17 protein-coding genes and 1 pseudogene are annotated in these 15,689 nt (G+C 60.6%); 13 read left to right on the plus strand and 5 right to left on the minus strand.

Going from position 1 to position 15,689, the window contains the following annotated elements:
• The first annotated feature begins 107 nt into the window (after positions 1 to 107).
• Positions 108 to 1,301 (plus strand): DUF2235 domain-containing protein, encoded by a 1,194-nt coding sequence (locus RG540_RS12220; protein WP_038593646.1) that lies wholly within the window; start codon positions 108 to 110, stop codon positions 1,299 to 1,301.
• A gap of 41 nt (positions 1,302 to 1,342) precedes the next feature.
• Here RG540_RS12220 and RG540_RS33150 read toward each other — a convergent pair.
• Positions 1,343 to 1,548: pseudogene (locus RG540_RS33150) on the minus strand (putative DNA modification/repair radical SAM protein); the annotation flags it as partial.
• Between the two features lie 239 nt (positions 1,549 to 1,787).
• On the opposite strand from RG540_RS33150, the gene greA reads away from it, so the two are divergent.
• Both greA and RG540_RS12230 read left to right on the plus strand, forming a co-directional pair.
• Entirely contained in the window at positions 1,788 to 2,264 is a 477-nt protein-coding gene (greA, locus tag RG540_RS12225; RefSeq protein WP_038593649.1) for a transcription elongation factor GreA, read from the plus strand.
• Between the two features lie 31 nt (positions 2,265 to 2,295).
• On the plus strand, positions 2,296 to 3,354 hold the full coding sequence (locus tag RG540_RS12230) for a glycosyltransferase family 4 protein (RefSeq protein WP_038593652.1): 1,059 nt from the start codon (positions 2,296 to 2,298) through the stop codon (positions 3,352 to 3,354).
• Here RG540_RS12230 and RG540_RS12235 read toward each other — a convergent pair.
• Positions 3,338 to 4,363 (minus strand): glycosyltransferase, encoded by a 1,026-nt coding sequence (locus RG540_RS12235; protein ID WP_038588248.1) that lies wholly within the window; start codon positions 4,361 to 4,363, stop codon positions 3,338 to 3,340. The genes RG540_RS12230 and RG540_RS12235 overlap by 17 nt on opposite strands.
• A 109-nt stretch (positions 4,364 to 4,472) precedes the next feature.
• Here RG540_RS12235 and RG540_RS32370 point away from each other — a divergent pair, with 109 nt between their 5' ends.
• Positions 4,473 to 4,721, plus strand: a complete 249-nt coding sequence (locus RG540_RS32370) for a hypothetical protein (RefSeq protein WP_151043300.1) — start codon at positions 4,473 to 4,475, stop codon at positions 4,719 to 4,721.
• Complete coding sequence (locus RG540_RS12240) at positions 4,708 to 5,487, plus strand: glycosyltransferase family 25 protein (protein ID WP_038588251.1); 780 nt, start codon at positions 4,708 to 4,710, stop codon at positions 5,485 to 5,487. Before RG540_RS32370 ends, RG540_RS12240 begins: the two co-directional genes overlap by 14 nt.
• A 27-nt stretch (positions 5,488 to 5,514) precedes the next feature.
• On the opposite strand, the gene RG540_RS12245 is transcribed toward RG540_RS12240, so the two are convergent.
• The gene (locus RG540_RS12245; protein ID WP_038544156.1) at positions 5,515 to 5,982 is read right to left on the minus strand and encodes an Lrp/AsnC family transcriptional regulator; all 468 of its coding nucleotides are present in this window, start codon (positions 5,980 to 5,982) and stop codon (positions 5,515 to 5,517) included.
• 235 nt (positions 5,983 to 6,217) lie between these two features.
• Between RG540_RS12245 and trxB the strand changes: the two genes are divergently transcribed.
• From trxB to RG540_RS12265, 4 genes are all read left to right on the plus strand, one after another.
• Complete coding sequence (gene trxB / locus RG540_RS12250) at positions 6,218 to 7,192, plus strand: thioredoxin-disulfide reductase (protein ID WP_038588254.1); 975 nt, start codon at positions 6,218 to 6,220, stop codon at positions 7,190 to 7,192.
• 15 nt (positions 7,193 to 7,207) lie between these two features.
• Positions 7,208 to 8,104, plus strand: coding sequence for a LysR family transcriptional regulator VtlR (locus RG540_RS12255; protein WP_038549439.1), 897 nt, complete (start codon positions 7,208 to 7,210; stop codon positions 8,102 to 8,104).
• A 616-nt stretch (positions 8,105 to 8,720) separates the two neighbouring features.
• The gene (locus RG540_RS12260; protein WP_038588257.1) at positions 8,721 to 9,017 is read left to right on the plus strand and encodes an ArsR/SmtB family transcription factor; all 297 of its coding nucleotides are present in this window, start codon (positions 8,721 to 8,723) and stop codon (positions 9,015 to 9,017) included.
• A gap of 39 nt (positions 9,018 to 9,056) precedes the next feature.
• Positions 9,057 to 10,178 (plus strand): alkene reductase, encoded by a 1,122-nt coding sequence (locus RG540_RS12265; RefSeq protein WP_038588260.1) that lies wholly within the window; start codon positions 9,057 to 9,059, stop codon positions 10,176 to 10,178.
• A 54-nt stretch (positions 10,179 to 10,232) separates the two neighbouring features.
• On the opposite strand, the gene RG540_RS12270 is transcribed toward RG540_RS12265, so the two are convergent.
• Complete coding sequence (locus tag RG540_RS12270; RefSeq protein ID WP_038588263.1) at positions 10,233 to 11,243, minus strand: NAD-dependent epimerase/dehydratase family protein; 1,011 nt, start codon at positions 11,241 to 11,243, stop codon at positions 10,233 to 10,235.
• Between the two features lie 99 nt (positions 11,244 to 11,342).
• Here RG540_RS12270 and RG540_RS12275 point away from each other — a divergent pair, with 99 nt between their 5' ends.
• Entirely contained in the window at positions 11,343 to 12,251 is a 909-nt protein-coding gene (locus RG540_RS12275) for a LysR family transcriptional regulator (protein WP_038588266.1), read from the plus strand.
• Between the two features lie 5 nt (positions 12,252 to 12,256).
• On the opposite strand, the gene RG540_RS12280 is transcribed toward RG540_RS12275, so the two are convergent.
• Complete coding sequence (locus RG540_RS12280) at positions 12,257 to 12,520, minus strand: DUF2188 domain-containing protein (protein WP_038544166.1); 264 nt, start codon at positions 12,518 to 12,520, stop codon at positions 12,257 to 12,259.
• A gap of 233 nt (positions 12,521 to 12,753) precedes the next feature.
• Here RG540_RS12280 and RG540_RS12285 point away from each other — a divergent pair, with 233 nt between their 5' ends.
• From RG540_RS12285 to RG540_RS12295, 3 genes are all read left to right on the plus strand, one after another.
• Complete coding sequence (locus RG540_RS12285; protein ID WP_038588269.1) at positions 12,754 to 13,860, plus strand: calcium:proton antiporter; 1,107 nt, start codon at positions 12,754 to 12,756, stop codon at positions 13,858 to 13,860.
• Between the two features lie 169 nt (positions 13,861 to 14,029).
• Positions 14,030 to 15,148 (plus strand): 5-methyltetrahydropteroyltriglutamate--homocysteine S-methyltransferase, encoded by a 1,119-nt coding sequence (locus RG540_RS12290; RefSeq protein WP_038588272.1) that lies wholly within the window; start codon positions 14,030 to 14,032, stop codon positions 15,146 to 15,148.
• Between the two features lie 105 nt (positions 15,149 to 15,253).
• Positions 15,254 to 15,679, plus strand: a complete 426-nt coding sequence (locus RG540_RS12295; protein ID WP_038588275.1) for a DUF3597 domain-containing protein — start codon at positions 15,254 to 15,256, stop codon at positions 15,677 to 15,679.
• The last annotated feature ends 10 nt before the right edge of the window (positions 15,680 to 15,689 follow it).

Consider the following 15,689-nt stretch of genomic DNA (forward strand, 5'->3'; position numbering starts at 1 on the left):
AGGTCCCGCGCCTACTCCTGCGCGGGCTTTTGAACACGAAATCTACTCAGGATTGCAAAAATTGCCTTCGAATGCTACCGTTCAAACGGATGCTCGGGGTGCAAGGCATGTCCAAGAATATCGTAATATTGTGCGATGGCACGTCGAATGAAATCGGTGGCGACAGGACGAACGTCCTGAGGCTTTACGGCGCGCTTGAGCGTAATGCTCGACAACATGTCTTCTATGATCCCGGCGTGGGAACTTTTGGCATGACGGGCATGCTGAAACGGGTCCGGTCGTGGATCAAAATCAGGGCCGGCCTCGCCTTTGGCGTCGGGATCGACGACAATGTGCTCGAAGCCTATCGGTTTCTTGTTGAGGTTTACAAACCCGGTGACCGCATCTTCGCCTTCGGTTTCAGCAGGGGCGCCTATACTGTGCGCCTTCTCACCGGCTTTATTCGGATGGTCGGATTGATTTCAAGCGATCAGCTTAATCTCCTCGACTATGCCTATCGCGCCTACAAACGTCTGGATGCCGGCGGTGGCTTCGGCGGTGAGATCAGGCACTATCAGAAAGTCCTTCAAGCGCGGCAGATACGTATTCATTTCGTCGGCCTTTGGGACACGGTAAGTTCCGTTTTCGAACCGCGCCCCACCGGTTTCGGCCTTCAACTAAAACAGCAGCCTTTCACCAACCAGAACGACCGCATCGAAATCGTGCGCCATGCAGTTGCGATTGACGAGCGGCGGTCGATGTTCCGTCCGTCTCTCTGGAAACCGGAACAACAATACGACTATTGGTCGGAAGCGGCTCAAGCGTTCCAAAAGAAACCCCAGGATTTCCAGGAAGTATGGTTTGCGGGCTGCCACGGCGACGTCGGCGGCGGCAATCCCGAAAAAGATAGCGGCCTCGCCAAGGTAGCGCTTGAATGGCTGTTCGACGAGGCATGCGCCCATGGCGTTGAACCAAACCCGGACAGCGCACCCATGCTGGTCCTGGGCATCGGCAACCCGGAATATGTCGCTCCGGACCCCCTGGGGCCAATAAACGAATCCCTGAAGGGCTTCTTCTGGCGTTTCGTCGAATTTATCCCTCGCCGTTTCTCCAAGACGTCCACGCGGAAATGGCCACGGCTTGGCCCCTATTACATCCCACTCGGAGAACCGCGCAAAATCGACGCCAACGCACAGATCCATGTCTCGGTGCAGAAGCGCATTGCGGCCGGTGGCTACAATCCACCCAACCTGCCGAACAACCCCACTTTCGTCCCCCGGCGGCCTGAATCAGTCTCTGCGCTCGCGCCGCCAAGCGCTTGATCCAATTCAAATCCTGCCTGAGTCGGCCCCGCTACCGGGGAGCAGAAATTGGTGAGCAGGTTCTTCTTGAGGAGCGATATGCATCGCCCGTCTGGCGTATAGGCATGGCAGACGTCCGAACTACCGTCGAACCTAGCCGGCCTGTCGCGGACAAGCCCCGCGTCACGGTTTCGCTGGAGGCACGGGAAGCATCGCATGTAACAGCATCCGAAAGGAACGCCAGGCGTTCTTTCAGCGACTTCTTCATTGGAGTGTTCGCTAAACGTTCTTTTTCCGCCTGTCAAGTCATTGACAAATGGTGCCGCTTGTATCCACATGCTGAGGGAGGGGCACACGGACAAGGTTTCGAAATTCCTAGCGTTCGCTGTCGAAATTCTGTTATAGTGACCTACATTCTGATTTTACGATGGTTCCGAAGTTTCGCTCCGGAACCTGTTTCTTTTTGTGTCCGCGGCATCCGCGGGCATGCGCCTGAAGGACAAGGAAATGGTTGAAAAGGTACCGATGACGCAGAGTGGCTTTTCCAAGCTGCAGGAGGAGCTGCGCTGGCGTCAGCAGGAGGAGCGCCCCCGTATCATCGAGGCAATCGCGGAAGCGCGCGCCCATGGCGACCTTTCGGAAAATGCAGAATACCATGCCGCCAAGGAGGCACAGAGCCATAACGAAGGCCGCGTCACCGAGCTTGAAGACCTGACCGCGCGTGCGGAAGTCATCGACCTGTCGAAAATGTCCGGCTCGAAGATCAAGTTCGGCGCCACCGTGAAGCTCATCGACGAGGACACCGACGAGGAAAAGATCTACCAGATCGTCGGCGACCAGGAAGCCGACGTGAAGGCCGGCCGCATCTCCATTTCCTCGCCGATCGCGCGCGCGATGATCGGCAAGGAAAAGGGTGATTCCATCGAAGTGGTCGCTCCCGGCGGCTCCAAGGCCTACGCCATCCTCGCCATTTCCTGGGGCTGATACGCCCGTGGGCAAAAACGGCGATCCCGCCATCATCGATATCCGTGACGTCGAAGTCATCGCGCCGAATTTCAAGCGGCGCCTCTCCGGCGTCACGTCGACGATCATCCAGCTCGTCCCCGTCCAGAGATCGCTTGGCCAGAAGGTCGCAGCGCTTGGCCCCGGCCTGCCCAGCGATCTGCCGCATATCCGCTATCGCGACCTCTTCCGCCTCTGGTCGCCGCCGCGCGGCAGGCGGTGCCGGATCTGGCACGCACGCCGTAATATCGAGATGCTGCCGGCAATTTTCATGCGTGACGTGTTGCGCATGCCGATGAAGATCGTCTTCACCTCAGCCTCGCAGCGCCGCCATACCGGCTGGACGAAATGGCTGGTCTCGAAAATGGACGGCGTGATCGCCACCAGCGGCAAGACGGCCGATTACCTGACGGTCAAGAACACCGTCGTGCTGCACGGCATCGACACCAACCGCTTCTCGCCACCATCGGACACGGCCGAGGCCAAGCGCGCCCGCGGTCTCGATCCCGCACAGAAGATTGTCGGCTGTTTCGGCCGCGTGCGCCGCCAGAAGGGCACCGATCTTTTCGTCGATTCGATGATCAAGGTGCTTGCCGAGCGCAGGGACTGGTCGGCGATCGTCGCCGGCCGCGCCACCGGCCCGCATGTGGATTTCGAGGATGGGTTGAAGAAGAAGGTCGCCGCCGCCGGCCTCGCCGACCGCATCCTGTTCGTCGGCGAGCATACCGATATCAACGAATGGTATCGCGCCCTCGACCTCTTCATCGCGCCGCAGCGCTGGGAAGGTTTCGGGCTGACGCCATTGGAAGCCATGGCGACCGCGGTGCCGGTGATCGCCACCGATGTCGGTGCATTCCCGGAACTGCTAGTGACCGGCGAAGAGGAAACCGGCTTGATCATCGCCCGCGATAGCGTCGATGCGATGGCCGAAGCGGCCGCCGCCCTTATGGACGACGAGCCCCGCCGCAAGGCTGCCTCGATTCGCTCCCGCGCCCATGCGCTCGAAAATTTCAGCATCGAGGGCGAAGCAAAGCTGCTCGGCAATATCTACCGGATCACGGCTTCCGCTTGAAAAGCTCGATATAGGCGTTCGCCACAGCCTCTTCCGAAAACTGCCCGACCAGCGTCGCCCTGCCCTGTTCGCCAAGGCTCGCAGCCAACTGCGGGTCGGCGATCACCTGGTTGATAGCGCGCGAATACCCGGCGACGTCATCGATATCGACGAGCAGGCCGTTTTCGCCGTCGCGTACGAACCAGGACGGACCTTCCGAGCGCGACGAAATCACCGGCTTGCTCTGCGCCCATGCCTCGAAAATGACGTTGCCGAGCGGCTCGTGGCTGGAGGGCATGATGAAGATGTCGGCGGCGGCCAGATACGGCCGCGTATCCTTGTGCCAGCCGAGGAACCGTACCCGGTTCTCCATCTTGTGCTCGCGCATGACCGCTTCCAGCGCTTCCCGCTCCTCGCCGTCGCCGGCGATCCACAGATAGGCGTCCGGCACCGCCGTCATCGCCTCGATCAGCAGATGGAAACGCTTGCGTTTGACGAAACGGCCCATCGTCATGATCAGCGGCACGCCGTCCGGCGTATCGGCAACCGACCTTGAGATCGGCGCCACGACCGACGTGTCCGTGAAGTTCGAGATCACCTCGACGCCGCGGGTCCAGCCGAGATTGTTGCGCACATGGTCGGCAATGCCCGGCGTATTGCAGACGAGAATGTCCGAGTTCTTGAAATAGCCGAGATGGGTGGGGTAGTCGCCGAGACGGGAGAGCTTGATACCGCCCTTATAGTCCGGCATCAGCCGGGCGCCGCGGGTGGACCAGGAAATGATCGCGTCGGCCTTGTCTCGCTTTGCCATGGAGAGCACCTTCATCGGCAGAAGGATACGGTCGATGGAGAGGTTGCGGAAATTGCTTTCGATAACGCGGGCATGGGCCTCGACATCCGGCTTCCAGCGGCGGTTCCAGCGCATTACGGCCGTCTGCTCTACGCCACGCCGCGCAAGCGCGCCGACCAGATGCACGAAGAACTTCTCCGCTCCGCCGTCCTTGCCGAAAATATACTGGTGAACCCGCATCGATGTCGCCTCGCCTGTCTGTTTTCCGCCGCTTTGTACCGGAAACCAGCATCTATAGGCAGCGCCGCCTATATGTTACGGTTGAAAAACCTGCGCAAGGGGTAGGCGAATGGTTGTCCCTGAAATGTTGGCCCTGCTGCGCATGCGCTGCCGAAGGACTTCAGCCTCCAAGCCGACGATGTTATCAGGCATAAACGCGCCGCTGTTCCAAAAACGATACGGCCGCGATATAGCAACGTCTGAACAATTTCGACCACATCGTTACATCATCACAAGTCTACCGGCGACGGAAGCGGAAGTGGCGGACCAAAAGCCGCTGCGCCTCCTTGGCGGAAAAGGGAAAAATGCAATCGCTTGAGACCTATGTCATCAATCTGGATGGCAGCAATGACCGCCTGCAGACCATCAGCGACCGGCTTTCAGCCTTTGGAGTACCCTTCGAGCGGATTTCCGCCGTCGACGGCCGCAAATTCGATCTCGCGACGATCCCGGATTACGACGCCGAGCGTGCCCAGAGCTATATGGGCCGCACCCTCGTCGGCGGCGAGATCGGCTGCTACCGCAGCCATCTGAAGGTCGCCGAGCATTTCCTGAAATCCGAAGCCCGTTATGCGCTGGTGCTGGAAGACGATGCGCTACCGCTCTGCAACCCGGTCGAACTGCTCGAAGCGGCGCTCCCGGATCTTGAAAAGGTCGATCCCGACTGGCGGCTGATCAACATCGGCAACAACAAGCTGAAGATCGCTACTCCCCTTTCCCGCTACGGCATCGGCGGCCACGACTGCGAACTGGTAGCGGCCCATTATTTTCCGATGACCACCAGCGCCATCGTCTGGTCGCGCGAAGGCGCCCGGCTTTTCCTCGCAGAGCACCGCAAGATGTTCGCCCCGGTTGACAATTATTTCCGCCACTGGCTGACCCGCACCGGCCACGGTTATTCCTTTTGGCCCTCGCCCGTCACCACCACGGATGCCGCAAGCGAAATCCTGGCGAGCTCCGGCCGCGCCAGAAAAACCAACAAGCGGAAATGGTTCTACGCCTTCGCCAAGCAGCGGCGCTTGATGGAAGACAAGCTGATTGCCTTCATCCACAAAAAGCGGTTTCGGTCAGCCGGCAGCAAGTGACGAAGCGATTCGCCATGCCGGTACGCCTCAGATCTCGACCAGGCCCAGATGCTTCACCTGCCGGATGGTCAGCATGGTGCGCACCGTGTCCACGTGCTGGTCTGCGGTCAGCACTTCAATGACGAAGTCCTGGAAGACGGTGAGGTTCTGGGCCGCGCAGCGCAGCAGGAAATCGCTGTCGCCGTTGACCATCCAGGCCTCGCGCACCATCGGCCATTGCTGCACCTTCGCCGCGAAGGCCTTCAAGTCCGCGTCCGACTGCCGCTTCAGCCCGACCATGCAGAAGGCGACGAGATCGACGCCGAGTTTCGGGGCGTTGAGCAGCGCGTGATAGCCCTCGATGATACCGGCTTCCTCGAGCTTGCGCACGCGGCGCAGGCAGGGCGGCGCGGAAATGCCGACGCGCTCGGCGAGCTCGACATTGGTCATACGCCCGTCGCGTTGCAATTCCCGCAGGATTTTTATGTCGATGGCATCAAGATCGGCGCGAAGCACAGAAGTCCCCTTCGTTCTGCAGTGCTTTTATCGCAAGACGAATTTTACGCAAGAATATGTCTCGAGGCGCCTGGCTTTCGTGTTCCATGCCAACTGATCTGTTGTTAGTGCAAGGCTGCCCTTGCATTGCTGCATGGATCGATCTTACATGGCGCTTCTATAGCGGCAGACCGGACATCGACCACCTATATGAGGGGCAAAGAAACGTCGACCGGTCTTTGAAAGGAAATAATCCATGTCCTCCCGTCATACCGAGGTCCTGATCATCGGCTCCGGCCCGGCTGGCTATACCGCCGCCATCTATGCAGCGCGCGCCATGCTGAAACCGGTTCTGATCGCCGGCATGGAACAGGGCGGCCAGCTGATGATCACCACGGATGTCGAAAACTATCCCGGTTTCGGCGATCCGATCCAAGGCCCCTGGTTGATGGAGCAGATGCTGAAGCAGGCGACCCATGTGGGCGCCGAGATCGTCAACGACCTCGTCACCGAAGTCGAGCTCAACCATCGCCCTTTCACCGTGCGCACCGATTCGGGAGCCGTCTGGACCGCCGAGACGATCATCATCTCGACCGGCGCCAAGGCAAAATGGCTCGGCATCGAAACAGAACAGCAGTTCCAGGGTTTTGGCGTCTCCGCCTGCGCCACCTGCGACGGCTTCTTCTATCGCAACAAGGACGTGATCGTGGTCGGCGGCGGCAATTCCGCCGTCGAGGAAGCGCTCTACCTGTCGAATATCGCCAAGTCGGTGACCGTGGTGCATCGCCGCGACAGTTTCCGTTCGGAAAAGATCCTGGCTGAACGCCTGTCCCAGCGCGTCAATGTCAATGTGCTGTGGAACACCGAAATCGCCGAAATCACCGGCAAGCCGGCCAAGGCGCCGATGCCGCCCTCCGTCGAGGGCGTCAAGCTGCGCAATACCCAGACGGGCGCGGTCACGGACTTCCCGATCCACGGCGTCTTCGTGGCGATCGGCCACGCGCCGGCGACCGAACTCTTCAAGGGCAAGCTGAAGATGAAGCCGAACGGCTATCTCTGGACGGCTCCCGATTCGACCGCCACCGACGTGCCCGGCGTGTTTGCCGCCGGCGACGTGACGGACGACACTTTCCGCCAGGCGATCACCGCCGCCGGCATGGGCTGCATGGCAGCGCTCGAGGCCGAACGCTACCTCTCCGGCATTCAGCCGGTCGCCATAGCCGCGGAGTGACGTTGAACAATGGGTGTGCCGCTCGACTGGGATAAACTGCGCATTTTCCACGCGGCGGCGGAGGCAGGGTCCTTCACCCATGCGGCCGACAAGCTGCATCTTTCCCAGTCGGCGATCAGCCGCCAGGTCAGTGCCCTGGAACAGGATGTCGGCGTAAAGCTCTTCCACCGCCATGCGCGCGGCCTGATTCTCACCGAACAGGGCGAACTGCTCTACCGCACCGCCCACGATGTGCTGCTGAAGCTCGAAACCGTGAAGATGCAGCTTACCGAGACGACGGAAAAGCCGTCCGGCAAGCTGCGCGTGACGACGACCGTCGGTCTCGGCCAGGGCTGGCTCACCGACAAGGTGCAGGAATTCCTGCAGCTCTATCCGGAAATGTCGATCCAATTGATCCTCGACAACGAGGAGGTGGACGTCAACATGCGCCATGCGGATTGCGCCATTCGCCTGCGCCAGCCGGTCCAGTCCGACTTGATCCAGCGAAAGCTCTTCACCGTGCACATGCACGTCTATGCAGCGCCCTCCTACATCAACCGTTACGGTGAGCCGCAATCGGTCGAGGATCTCGACCATCATCGCATCATCACCTTCGGGGAACCGGCGCCGAACTACCTGCTCGACGTCAACTGGCTGGAATATGCCGGCCGGTCATCGGACAATACCCGCACGCCGCACCTGCAGATCAACAGCCAGACGTCGATCAAGCGCGCCTGCCTGCTGGGGATAGGAATCGCCTGCCTGCCGGATTATATCGTCGGCCGCGACCCGGGCCTCATTCAGCTGGCGATCAATGCCGACATTCCATCCTTCGATACCTATTTCTGCTATCCGGATGAAATGAAGAACGCCGCGAAGCTGAAAGTCTTCCGCGACTTCGTGGTCGGCAAGGCTCGCAACTGGAATTTCTGAGGCTCGCGCATGAGCCGCGTTCGACGAAAAATCCCTGAAAATCCAGAGAGTTTCACGCTTCTGCGGCCGCCTGATATGTAACCATTGAGCGCGTGAAATAAAAGCATTGCAGCTTGCGCATGGCTGGCCTGCACAAAAGACTATTGTTCGCTGCACAAAAAACCACCATATCGCACATAGCTGATGCATATGGCGGCTTTTCCTCCCAGTTCCGCCGCAGCAGCTGTTCCCCTCTGGAGGTTTTTTTTGACCTTCACACTTATAGGGCCCTGGAGTGATCCAGTGGCCCTCTTTTTTTGCTCAAAATACTGAATTGGCTCATCCCGCTGGTTCCTCATAACCATCGTTGCCAAAAACTTCTGTTCAATATCCCATCCGCACCCTTGTCGAGCGAAACCCGGCTCCCCATATTGAGTTGAGCCGGCGCGCGCTGACGACCTCCTGGTTGTCTGTGTTGGCTGTTCCCCTCTGGAGGTTTTGACCTTCACAATTATTGGGCCTCGGAGCGATCCGGCGGCCCATTTTTTTACAATCCTTCGCTTCTCCGCAAATCGCTTCCTTTAAATCGACTCAAGACGATCTATATATCGGGAAACTCCGATGTTGGATCCTGACGATGGACAAGACGGAAATTCTCAAGGCGCTAGCGCATCCGACCCGGGTCGAATTCCTGGAATGGATGAAGGAGCCGGAACGTCATTTTTGCGATCAGGCGCATCCGCTCGAAATGGGCATCTGCGCCAGCCAGTTCGAAAAACGCTGCGGCCTCTCCCAATCCACGGTCTCGGCGCATCTTTCGACGCTCGAGAAAGCTCGCCTGGTGAAAATCGACCGGGTCGGCCAATGGGCATTCTACCACCGCGACGAAAAAACCATCGCGGCCTTCCTCGACGATCTCAGATCGACCCTCTGATCCCTCCGCCCCTCCTCCCAACCGCATAAGGAATTTCCGATGACAAGCATTTTTGATCCGACAAAGTTCGGCGATATCGAACTCGCCAATCGCGTCGTCATGGCTCCCCTGACGCGCAACCGTTCGCCGAAAGCGATCCCCAACAACCTCAACGTCACCTATTACGAACAACGCGCCAGCGCGGGCCTGATCGTCACCGAAGGCACTCCGGTCAGCCAGCAGGGCCAGGGTTATGCGGACGTGCCGGGCCTTTATCTGCCGCAGGCGATCGAAGGCTGGAAAAAGGTGACGGATGCCGTCCACCGCAGAGGCGGCAAGATCGTCACCCAGATCTGGCATGTCGGCCGTGTCTCGCACACTTCCCTGCAGCCGAACGGCGGCGCTCCCGTTGCACCCTCGGCCATTCCCGCCGGCGGCAAGACCTACATCATCAATCCGGATGGCAACGGCGCCTTTGTCGATACCTCCGCTCCCCGCGCGCTCGAACATGCGGAAATCGCCGGCATCGTCGCTGATTTCGCCAAGGGCGCCCGCGCCGCGACGGACGCCGGCTTCGACGGCATCGAAATCCACGGCGCCAACGGCTACCTGATCGACCAGTTCCTGAAGTCGGGCGCCAACCAGCGCACCGACGAATACGGCGGCTCGATCGAGAACCGCGCCCGCTTCCTGCTCGAAGTCGTCGACGCGGTGACCAAGGAAATCGGCGCCGGTCGCGTCGGCATCCGCCTGTCGCCGGTGACACCCGCCAATGGTGTCAGCGATCAGGATCCGCAGGCCGTCTTCAACTATGTCGTCGAGCAGCTCGGTCATCGCGGCCTCTCCTTCATCCACGTGATCGAAGGTGCGACCGGCGGCGACCGCTCCTTCTTCCAGGGCGACAAGCCCTTCGATTACCAGGAACTCAAGGATATCTACCGCAAGGCCGGCGGCAAGGGCGGCTGGCTCGTCAACAACGGCTATGACCGCGAAAGCGCCTCCAAGGCCGTCGAAAGCGGTTATGCGGACGCTGTCGCCTTCGGCAAGCTCTTCCTCGCCAACCCGGACCTCGTGCAGCGCTTCAAGGACAATGCGCCGCTCAACGAAGTCGACAAGTCCACCTTCTACGGTGGTGGCGCCAAGGGATATACCGACTATCCGGTACTCGAAGCCGTTGCGTGATTGAAACAGAGACGGGGCCGCCTAAAAGCGGCCCTTTCCTTTTGAGAATACCGCTCAGGCTAAAAGCGCCACCGGCCTTGCAGCCTTGGTCGGCTTGGGCTCGATACAGCCGAGATCGACAAGCGTCGTCCGAACTGCCTCATCGATCGGCGTCGAAGGCTCCTCGCCGAGGAAAGCCCGCAGCTTGTCGTTGCCCATCCGCACCGGCGTCTTCCAGAGGTAACGCATCTCGCCCAGCTCGCGGAGGATCGGCACGAAGGGCGAGCCGAGCTTCAACAACCACCACGGAAACGCCCTCACCTTGACCGGATGCCCGACGACCCGGCTGATCGCCGCGATCATCTCGCCGCCATCCCGGTCCCAGAAGCCGCGCATCTGGAAACGCGCGAAACGCGGTAGTTCACCCTCCCGGTCGATCAGCCGCAGCATGGTTTCGGCGACGTCTGGCAGATAGGCCCATTGATGCCCGATGCCCTGGGCATTCGGCCTGCTGACCGATGTCACCGGCTTGCCGGGTTTCACCAGGCCTTGGGCGAACCAGCTGTTTGCTGCGCCGGGGCCGAAATAATCGCCGGCCCGCACGATCAGCACCGGCACGCCCTCGCTCGACGCGACCTCCAGCCGGCGTTCCAGCTCGACCCGGATCGCGCCCTTGCGCGTCACCGGGTTCTGCGGGCTCTCCTCAGTGATCTCAGGAAAGGCATCCGGCCCGTAATTGTAGACCGTGCCGGGCAGCAGGATACGGGCGCCGACGGCGCGGGCCGCCGCGATCGTGTTGTCGAGCATCGGCAGGACCAGCTTTTCCCAATCCTTGTAGCCGGGAGGATTGACCGCGTGGACGATCAGCTTGGCATCCTGGGCGGCGCGGCGGACGTCTGCCGCATTCATCGCGTCGCCCTGAAGCCAGTGAAAGCGGGGTTCCCGCTTCGCCGCCTCTCCGGCTTTGCGGTTGAGGGCGCGGACGGTCCAGCCGCGGGCGATAAGGCCGCGCGCCACGTGGCCGCCGATGCCGCCGGTGGCGCCGAGAACGAGGGCGATGAGGTTTGACATTGATTGTTCGGACATGGCGATAGTCCTTCCGGTTGGTTGCGTTTCGTTGGCTGGACTATCGCGCCTTTCGCTCCTATACGGAATTGACAGAATTTCTTTGGCATCCATACAAAAATGAATGATATCAGCTGGGACTTCTACCGCACCTTCCTCGCCGTCCTGCGGCTCGGCTCGCTGTCTGCAGCCGCGCGTGAACTCGGCCTGACCCAGCCGACCGTCGGCCGCCACATCGATGCATTGGAAGAGGCAGTGGGCTTCCAGCTCTTCACTCGCTCGCAGCAAGGCCTGTTGCCGACCGAACCGTCGCTGGCGATGAAGCCCTATGCGGAAAATCTCGCCATCACGGCCGCCGCCATGCAGCGGCTGGCCTCGGGCGAGATCGGCACCGTCAGGGGAACGGTGAGGATCAGCGCCAGCGAAGTGATCGGCGTTGAAGTTCTCCCGCCCATCCTAGCGGCTCTCCAGGACGAATATCCCGGGCTGGAGCTGGAACTGTCATTGTCGGATTCGCTGGAAGACCTTTTAAGGCGCGAGTCGGATATTGCCGTGCGTATGACCAGCCCGGCCCAGGATGCGCTCGTCACCCGCCATATCGGCGAAATCCCGCTCGGGCTTTTTGCCCATCGCCGTTATCTGGACCGACATGGAGTTCCGCAAAGCCCTGAAGACCTGGCCACCCACCGGCTGATCGGCTTCGATCGCCGCACCGCCTTCGTTCGCGCCGCTGCGGACCGTATCCGCATGACCTCCCCAGCCTTTCCCGATATAGAAAATATCCGCTGGAGCTACCGGGCGGACAACAATCTGGCGCAACTGGCGGCGATCCGCGGGGGTGTCGGCATCGGCATCTGTCAGGTCGGCATCGCCCGGCGCGACCCGGACCTCATCCGCGTGCTGCCTGACGTCTTCGAGCTGCAGCTCGATACCTGGGTCGCCATGCACGAAAACCTGAAATCGTCTCCCCGCTGGCGCGTCACCTTCGACGCACTCGTCAGAGGCCTGCTGGACTATGTCCGCGGCTGACGTTTTCAGTGGGTGGTCGGCGCCTCGTCGCCATCCATGACCTCGGCCTCGGGCCGGTCGCCACCCTCGCTGTATTCGGTGTGCCAGATGCCCTTTTCGTCCTGCCAGCTGATTTCTTCCGGCTCTCCGCCGACCTGCTGTTCGGCCGCTACGATGCGCGCCGCCTGCAAGGCGTCTGAATGGCTGGGAAAGGTTTCCGAATAGACGTCGCCCTGGCGATAGGCCCAGCCGCCGTCATGCGGCACGACTTTATAGGTAACCTTGGTCATATTCCCTCCTGTCTTTCATGGCTGCCTCGATCCATTCGGATCCTTGTCCTGTCGCGGCATCGGCGTGAAAAATTGAAAAAGGTGCCACGAAGTTCCAAGCCACATCGCAAATCACGTCATAAATTATGGCATCAAAGACCGCCAACCGCAAATCTTCGAGGCGAAAGCGGAACCGTGCTTGATGCCGCCGGTTGCCGCATTAGATTGTCATCGGCCAAGGTCAGGAGCGGAACGTGGGTTTGTTGTCCCTGCTGAAGCAGGAAAGGTTTCTCATCGTCGCGCTGGCGGCTGGCTTCGTCGCCTATTTCGTCGAGCATTCCGTGCTCGAGGCCGGCAAAACGGCGTCGTTGATCGCCGCAGCCGTCCTGATCGGCATCATCATCCTCGTCTCCACCCGTGTCGCCCACCATGCCGAAATACTCGCCCACAAGGTCGGCGATCCCTATGGCACGATGATCCTGACGCTGTCGGCGGTGGCGGTCGAGGTGCTCATCCTCGCCATCATGATGGGAAACACCAGTTCTCCTACCCTGGTGCGCGACACGATCTATGCGGCCGTCATGCTCGACATCAACGGCATCCTCGGCCTCGCCGCCCTGCTCGGCGGCCTGCGCCATGGCGAGCAGCCCTATAACGACGATTCCAGCCGCACCTACAGCGTGATGATCCTGACCGCCATGGGCATTTCCATGATCGTCCCGGAATTCATCCCCGGCGACCGCTGGCACTATTATTCCGCCTTCACGATCTGCGCGATGATCGCGCTCTATGCGGTCTTCCTGAAGATGCAGGTCGGGCCGCACAGCTATTTCTTCAGCTACACCTATCCGCGCGCTGCGAAGCCGCCAACCGGCACACAGGCGCCGCAGGCGGAAGCCGAGCATGAATCCGCGGCGATCTCTATCGGCGTCATTCTTGTCGGCGTCCTGATCATCGGCTTCCTCGCCGAATTCATGTCCACGCTCATGAATGCCGGGCTGGAGGGCAGCGGTGCGCCGCTGACATTGATGGCTGTCGTGGTGGCAGCGATTTCCGCAGCGCCCGAAATCCTGACCGCACTGCGCGCAGCGCTTCGCAACCGCATGCAGTCGGTCGTCAACATCGCCATGGGCGCCTCGCTATCGACCGTCATCCTCACCGTGCCTGTCATGGAGAGCATTGCGCTCTACAGCGGCCAGCCTTTCGTCATGGCGATGACGCCGGTTCAGACCGTCATGGTCGCCGTCACCCTGATCGTCGCCGCGATCAACCTCAACGACGGGCAGACGAACGCCATCGAAGGCATGACCCACTTCGTTCTCTTTGCGACATTCGTGATGCTGACGGCACTGGGCCTCTAAGCGAAAAGGATTCCGCATCAAAGGCTTGCACGCGGGAACGGAATCGGGTCGGGAAGAGGTTGAATCAATGTCTGAAATATGGTCGTGTCCGCCGCGGCGAAGGCCGGCTTCACAGCCGGTCGTCCAGCAACGGGCGCGATCACCGTGTTGCGCATGAAGGAGATTTCGAATGTCTACACCTCCCTACAGAGCCGACCACGTCGGTTCGCTGCTGCGTCCCGCGTCCGTCAAGGACGCCCGCAAGAAGTTTTATGAAGACAAGAGCATTTCCGCAGACGAACTGAAGGCCGTCGAGGATGAAGGCATCCGGGAACTCGTCAAGCTGCAGGAAAGCGTCGGCCTGAAGGTCGTTACCGACGGCGAAGCCCGTCGCCACTTCTGGCACTACGATTTCCTCGGCCTGCTCGACGGCATGGAATTCGTTACCCGCGAAGCCCACAAGGGCGTCACCTTCCACGGCGTCAAATTGCCGCCGACCTTCCCGACCATCAACGGCAAGCTCGACTTCCCGGACGATCACCCGCATCTGGAACACTTCAAGTTCCTCGCCGCCAACACCAAGGTGACGCCGAAGATCTCCATCCCCGGCCCGAGTGTCGCGCATTACCGCACCGCCCGCGCCGATGTGACCTATCCGGAATACCAGGATCCCGAAGCGCTTTTCGCTGCGCTGGCCCGCACCTATGCCAAGGCCGTGCAGAAGTTCTACGAAGCCGGCTGCCGCTACCTGCAGATGGACGACATCTACTTCGCCTATCTCGGCGACGAGAAGCAGCGCGCCATGAAGCGCGAGGAAGGCTACGATCCGGATTGGCTGATCGAGAAATACGCCCTGACGATGCATGAGGCGATCAAGGACCGCCCGAAGGACATGCTGATCGGCATGCATATGTGCCGCGGCAACTTCCGCTCCACCTGGGCTGCCGAAGGCGGCTACGATGCAGCGGCCGACGCGATCTTCAACAAGACCGGCGTCGATATGTTCTTCATGGAATACGACACCGAGCGCGCCGGCGGCCTGCAGCCGCTGAGCCTGCTCCAGAAGGGTTCCAAGCAGCGCGTCTATCCGGGCTTCATCACCACCAAGACCGGCGAACTGGAAACGCTCGATTCCCTGCGCCGTCACTTCGACGAAGCCTCCAAGTTTGTCGACATCGACCAGCTCGGCATCGCCCCGCAATGCGGTTTCGCCTCGACCGAAGAAGGCAATTCGATCACCGAGGACGACCAGAAGCGCAAGCTGGAACTCGTCGTCCAGACCGCCGAAGCCATCTGGGGCACGGCCTGATCCACTCCTCCGGCCGCGGGTACCGATTTACTTGCGGCCGGCTCTTGAGAATTCGCGTCACCGCCCGACGTTCTCCTGACAAATAAACTCCGGGAGACTTTTAAAATGGGTATATTCGACAAGATCAAGAACGCGATTTGGGGCGGTCATGCCGAAGCGGCACAGTCCGCCACGCCGGCTGAGCCTCTGAAACCCGCCGCTCCGGTTTCCGCATCCGCTGCACCGATGGCCAATCCGACGCCGATCCCTTCGGCATCCCCCTCCTCGTCGGCTCCGGTCGACATCACGCCCATACTCGACGCCGCCGTCAAGAAGAGTGGCCAGAAGCTCGATTGGCGCAAGTCGATCGTCGACCTGATGAAGGCCCTCGATCTGGACTCCAGCCTTACCGCCCGTAAGGAACTGGCCGCTGAGCTGCACTATACCGGCGATACCAACGACTCCGCGACAATGAACGTCTGGCTCCACAAGGCGCTGATGAAAAAACTCGCCGAAAACGGCGGCAAGGTCCCGGCTGAACTCGCCGACTGATCCTCAACGT

The sequence above is a fragment of the Neorhizobium galegae bv. orientalis str. HAMBI 540 genome (genome assembly GCF_000731315.1).
GTDB classification, from domain to species: Bacteria; Pseudomonadota; Alphaproteobacteria; order Rhizobiales; family Rhizobiaceae; genus Neorhizobium; species Neorhizobium galegae.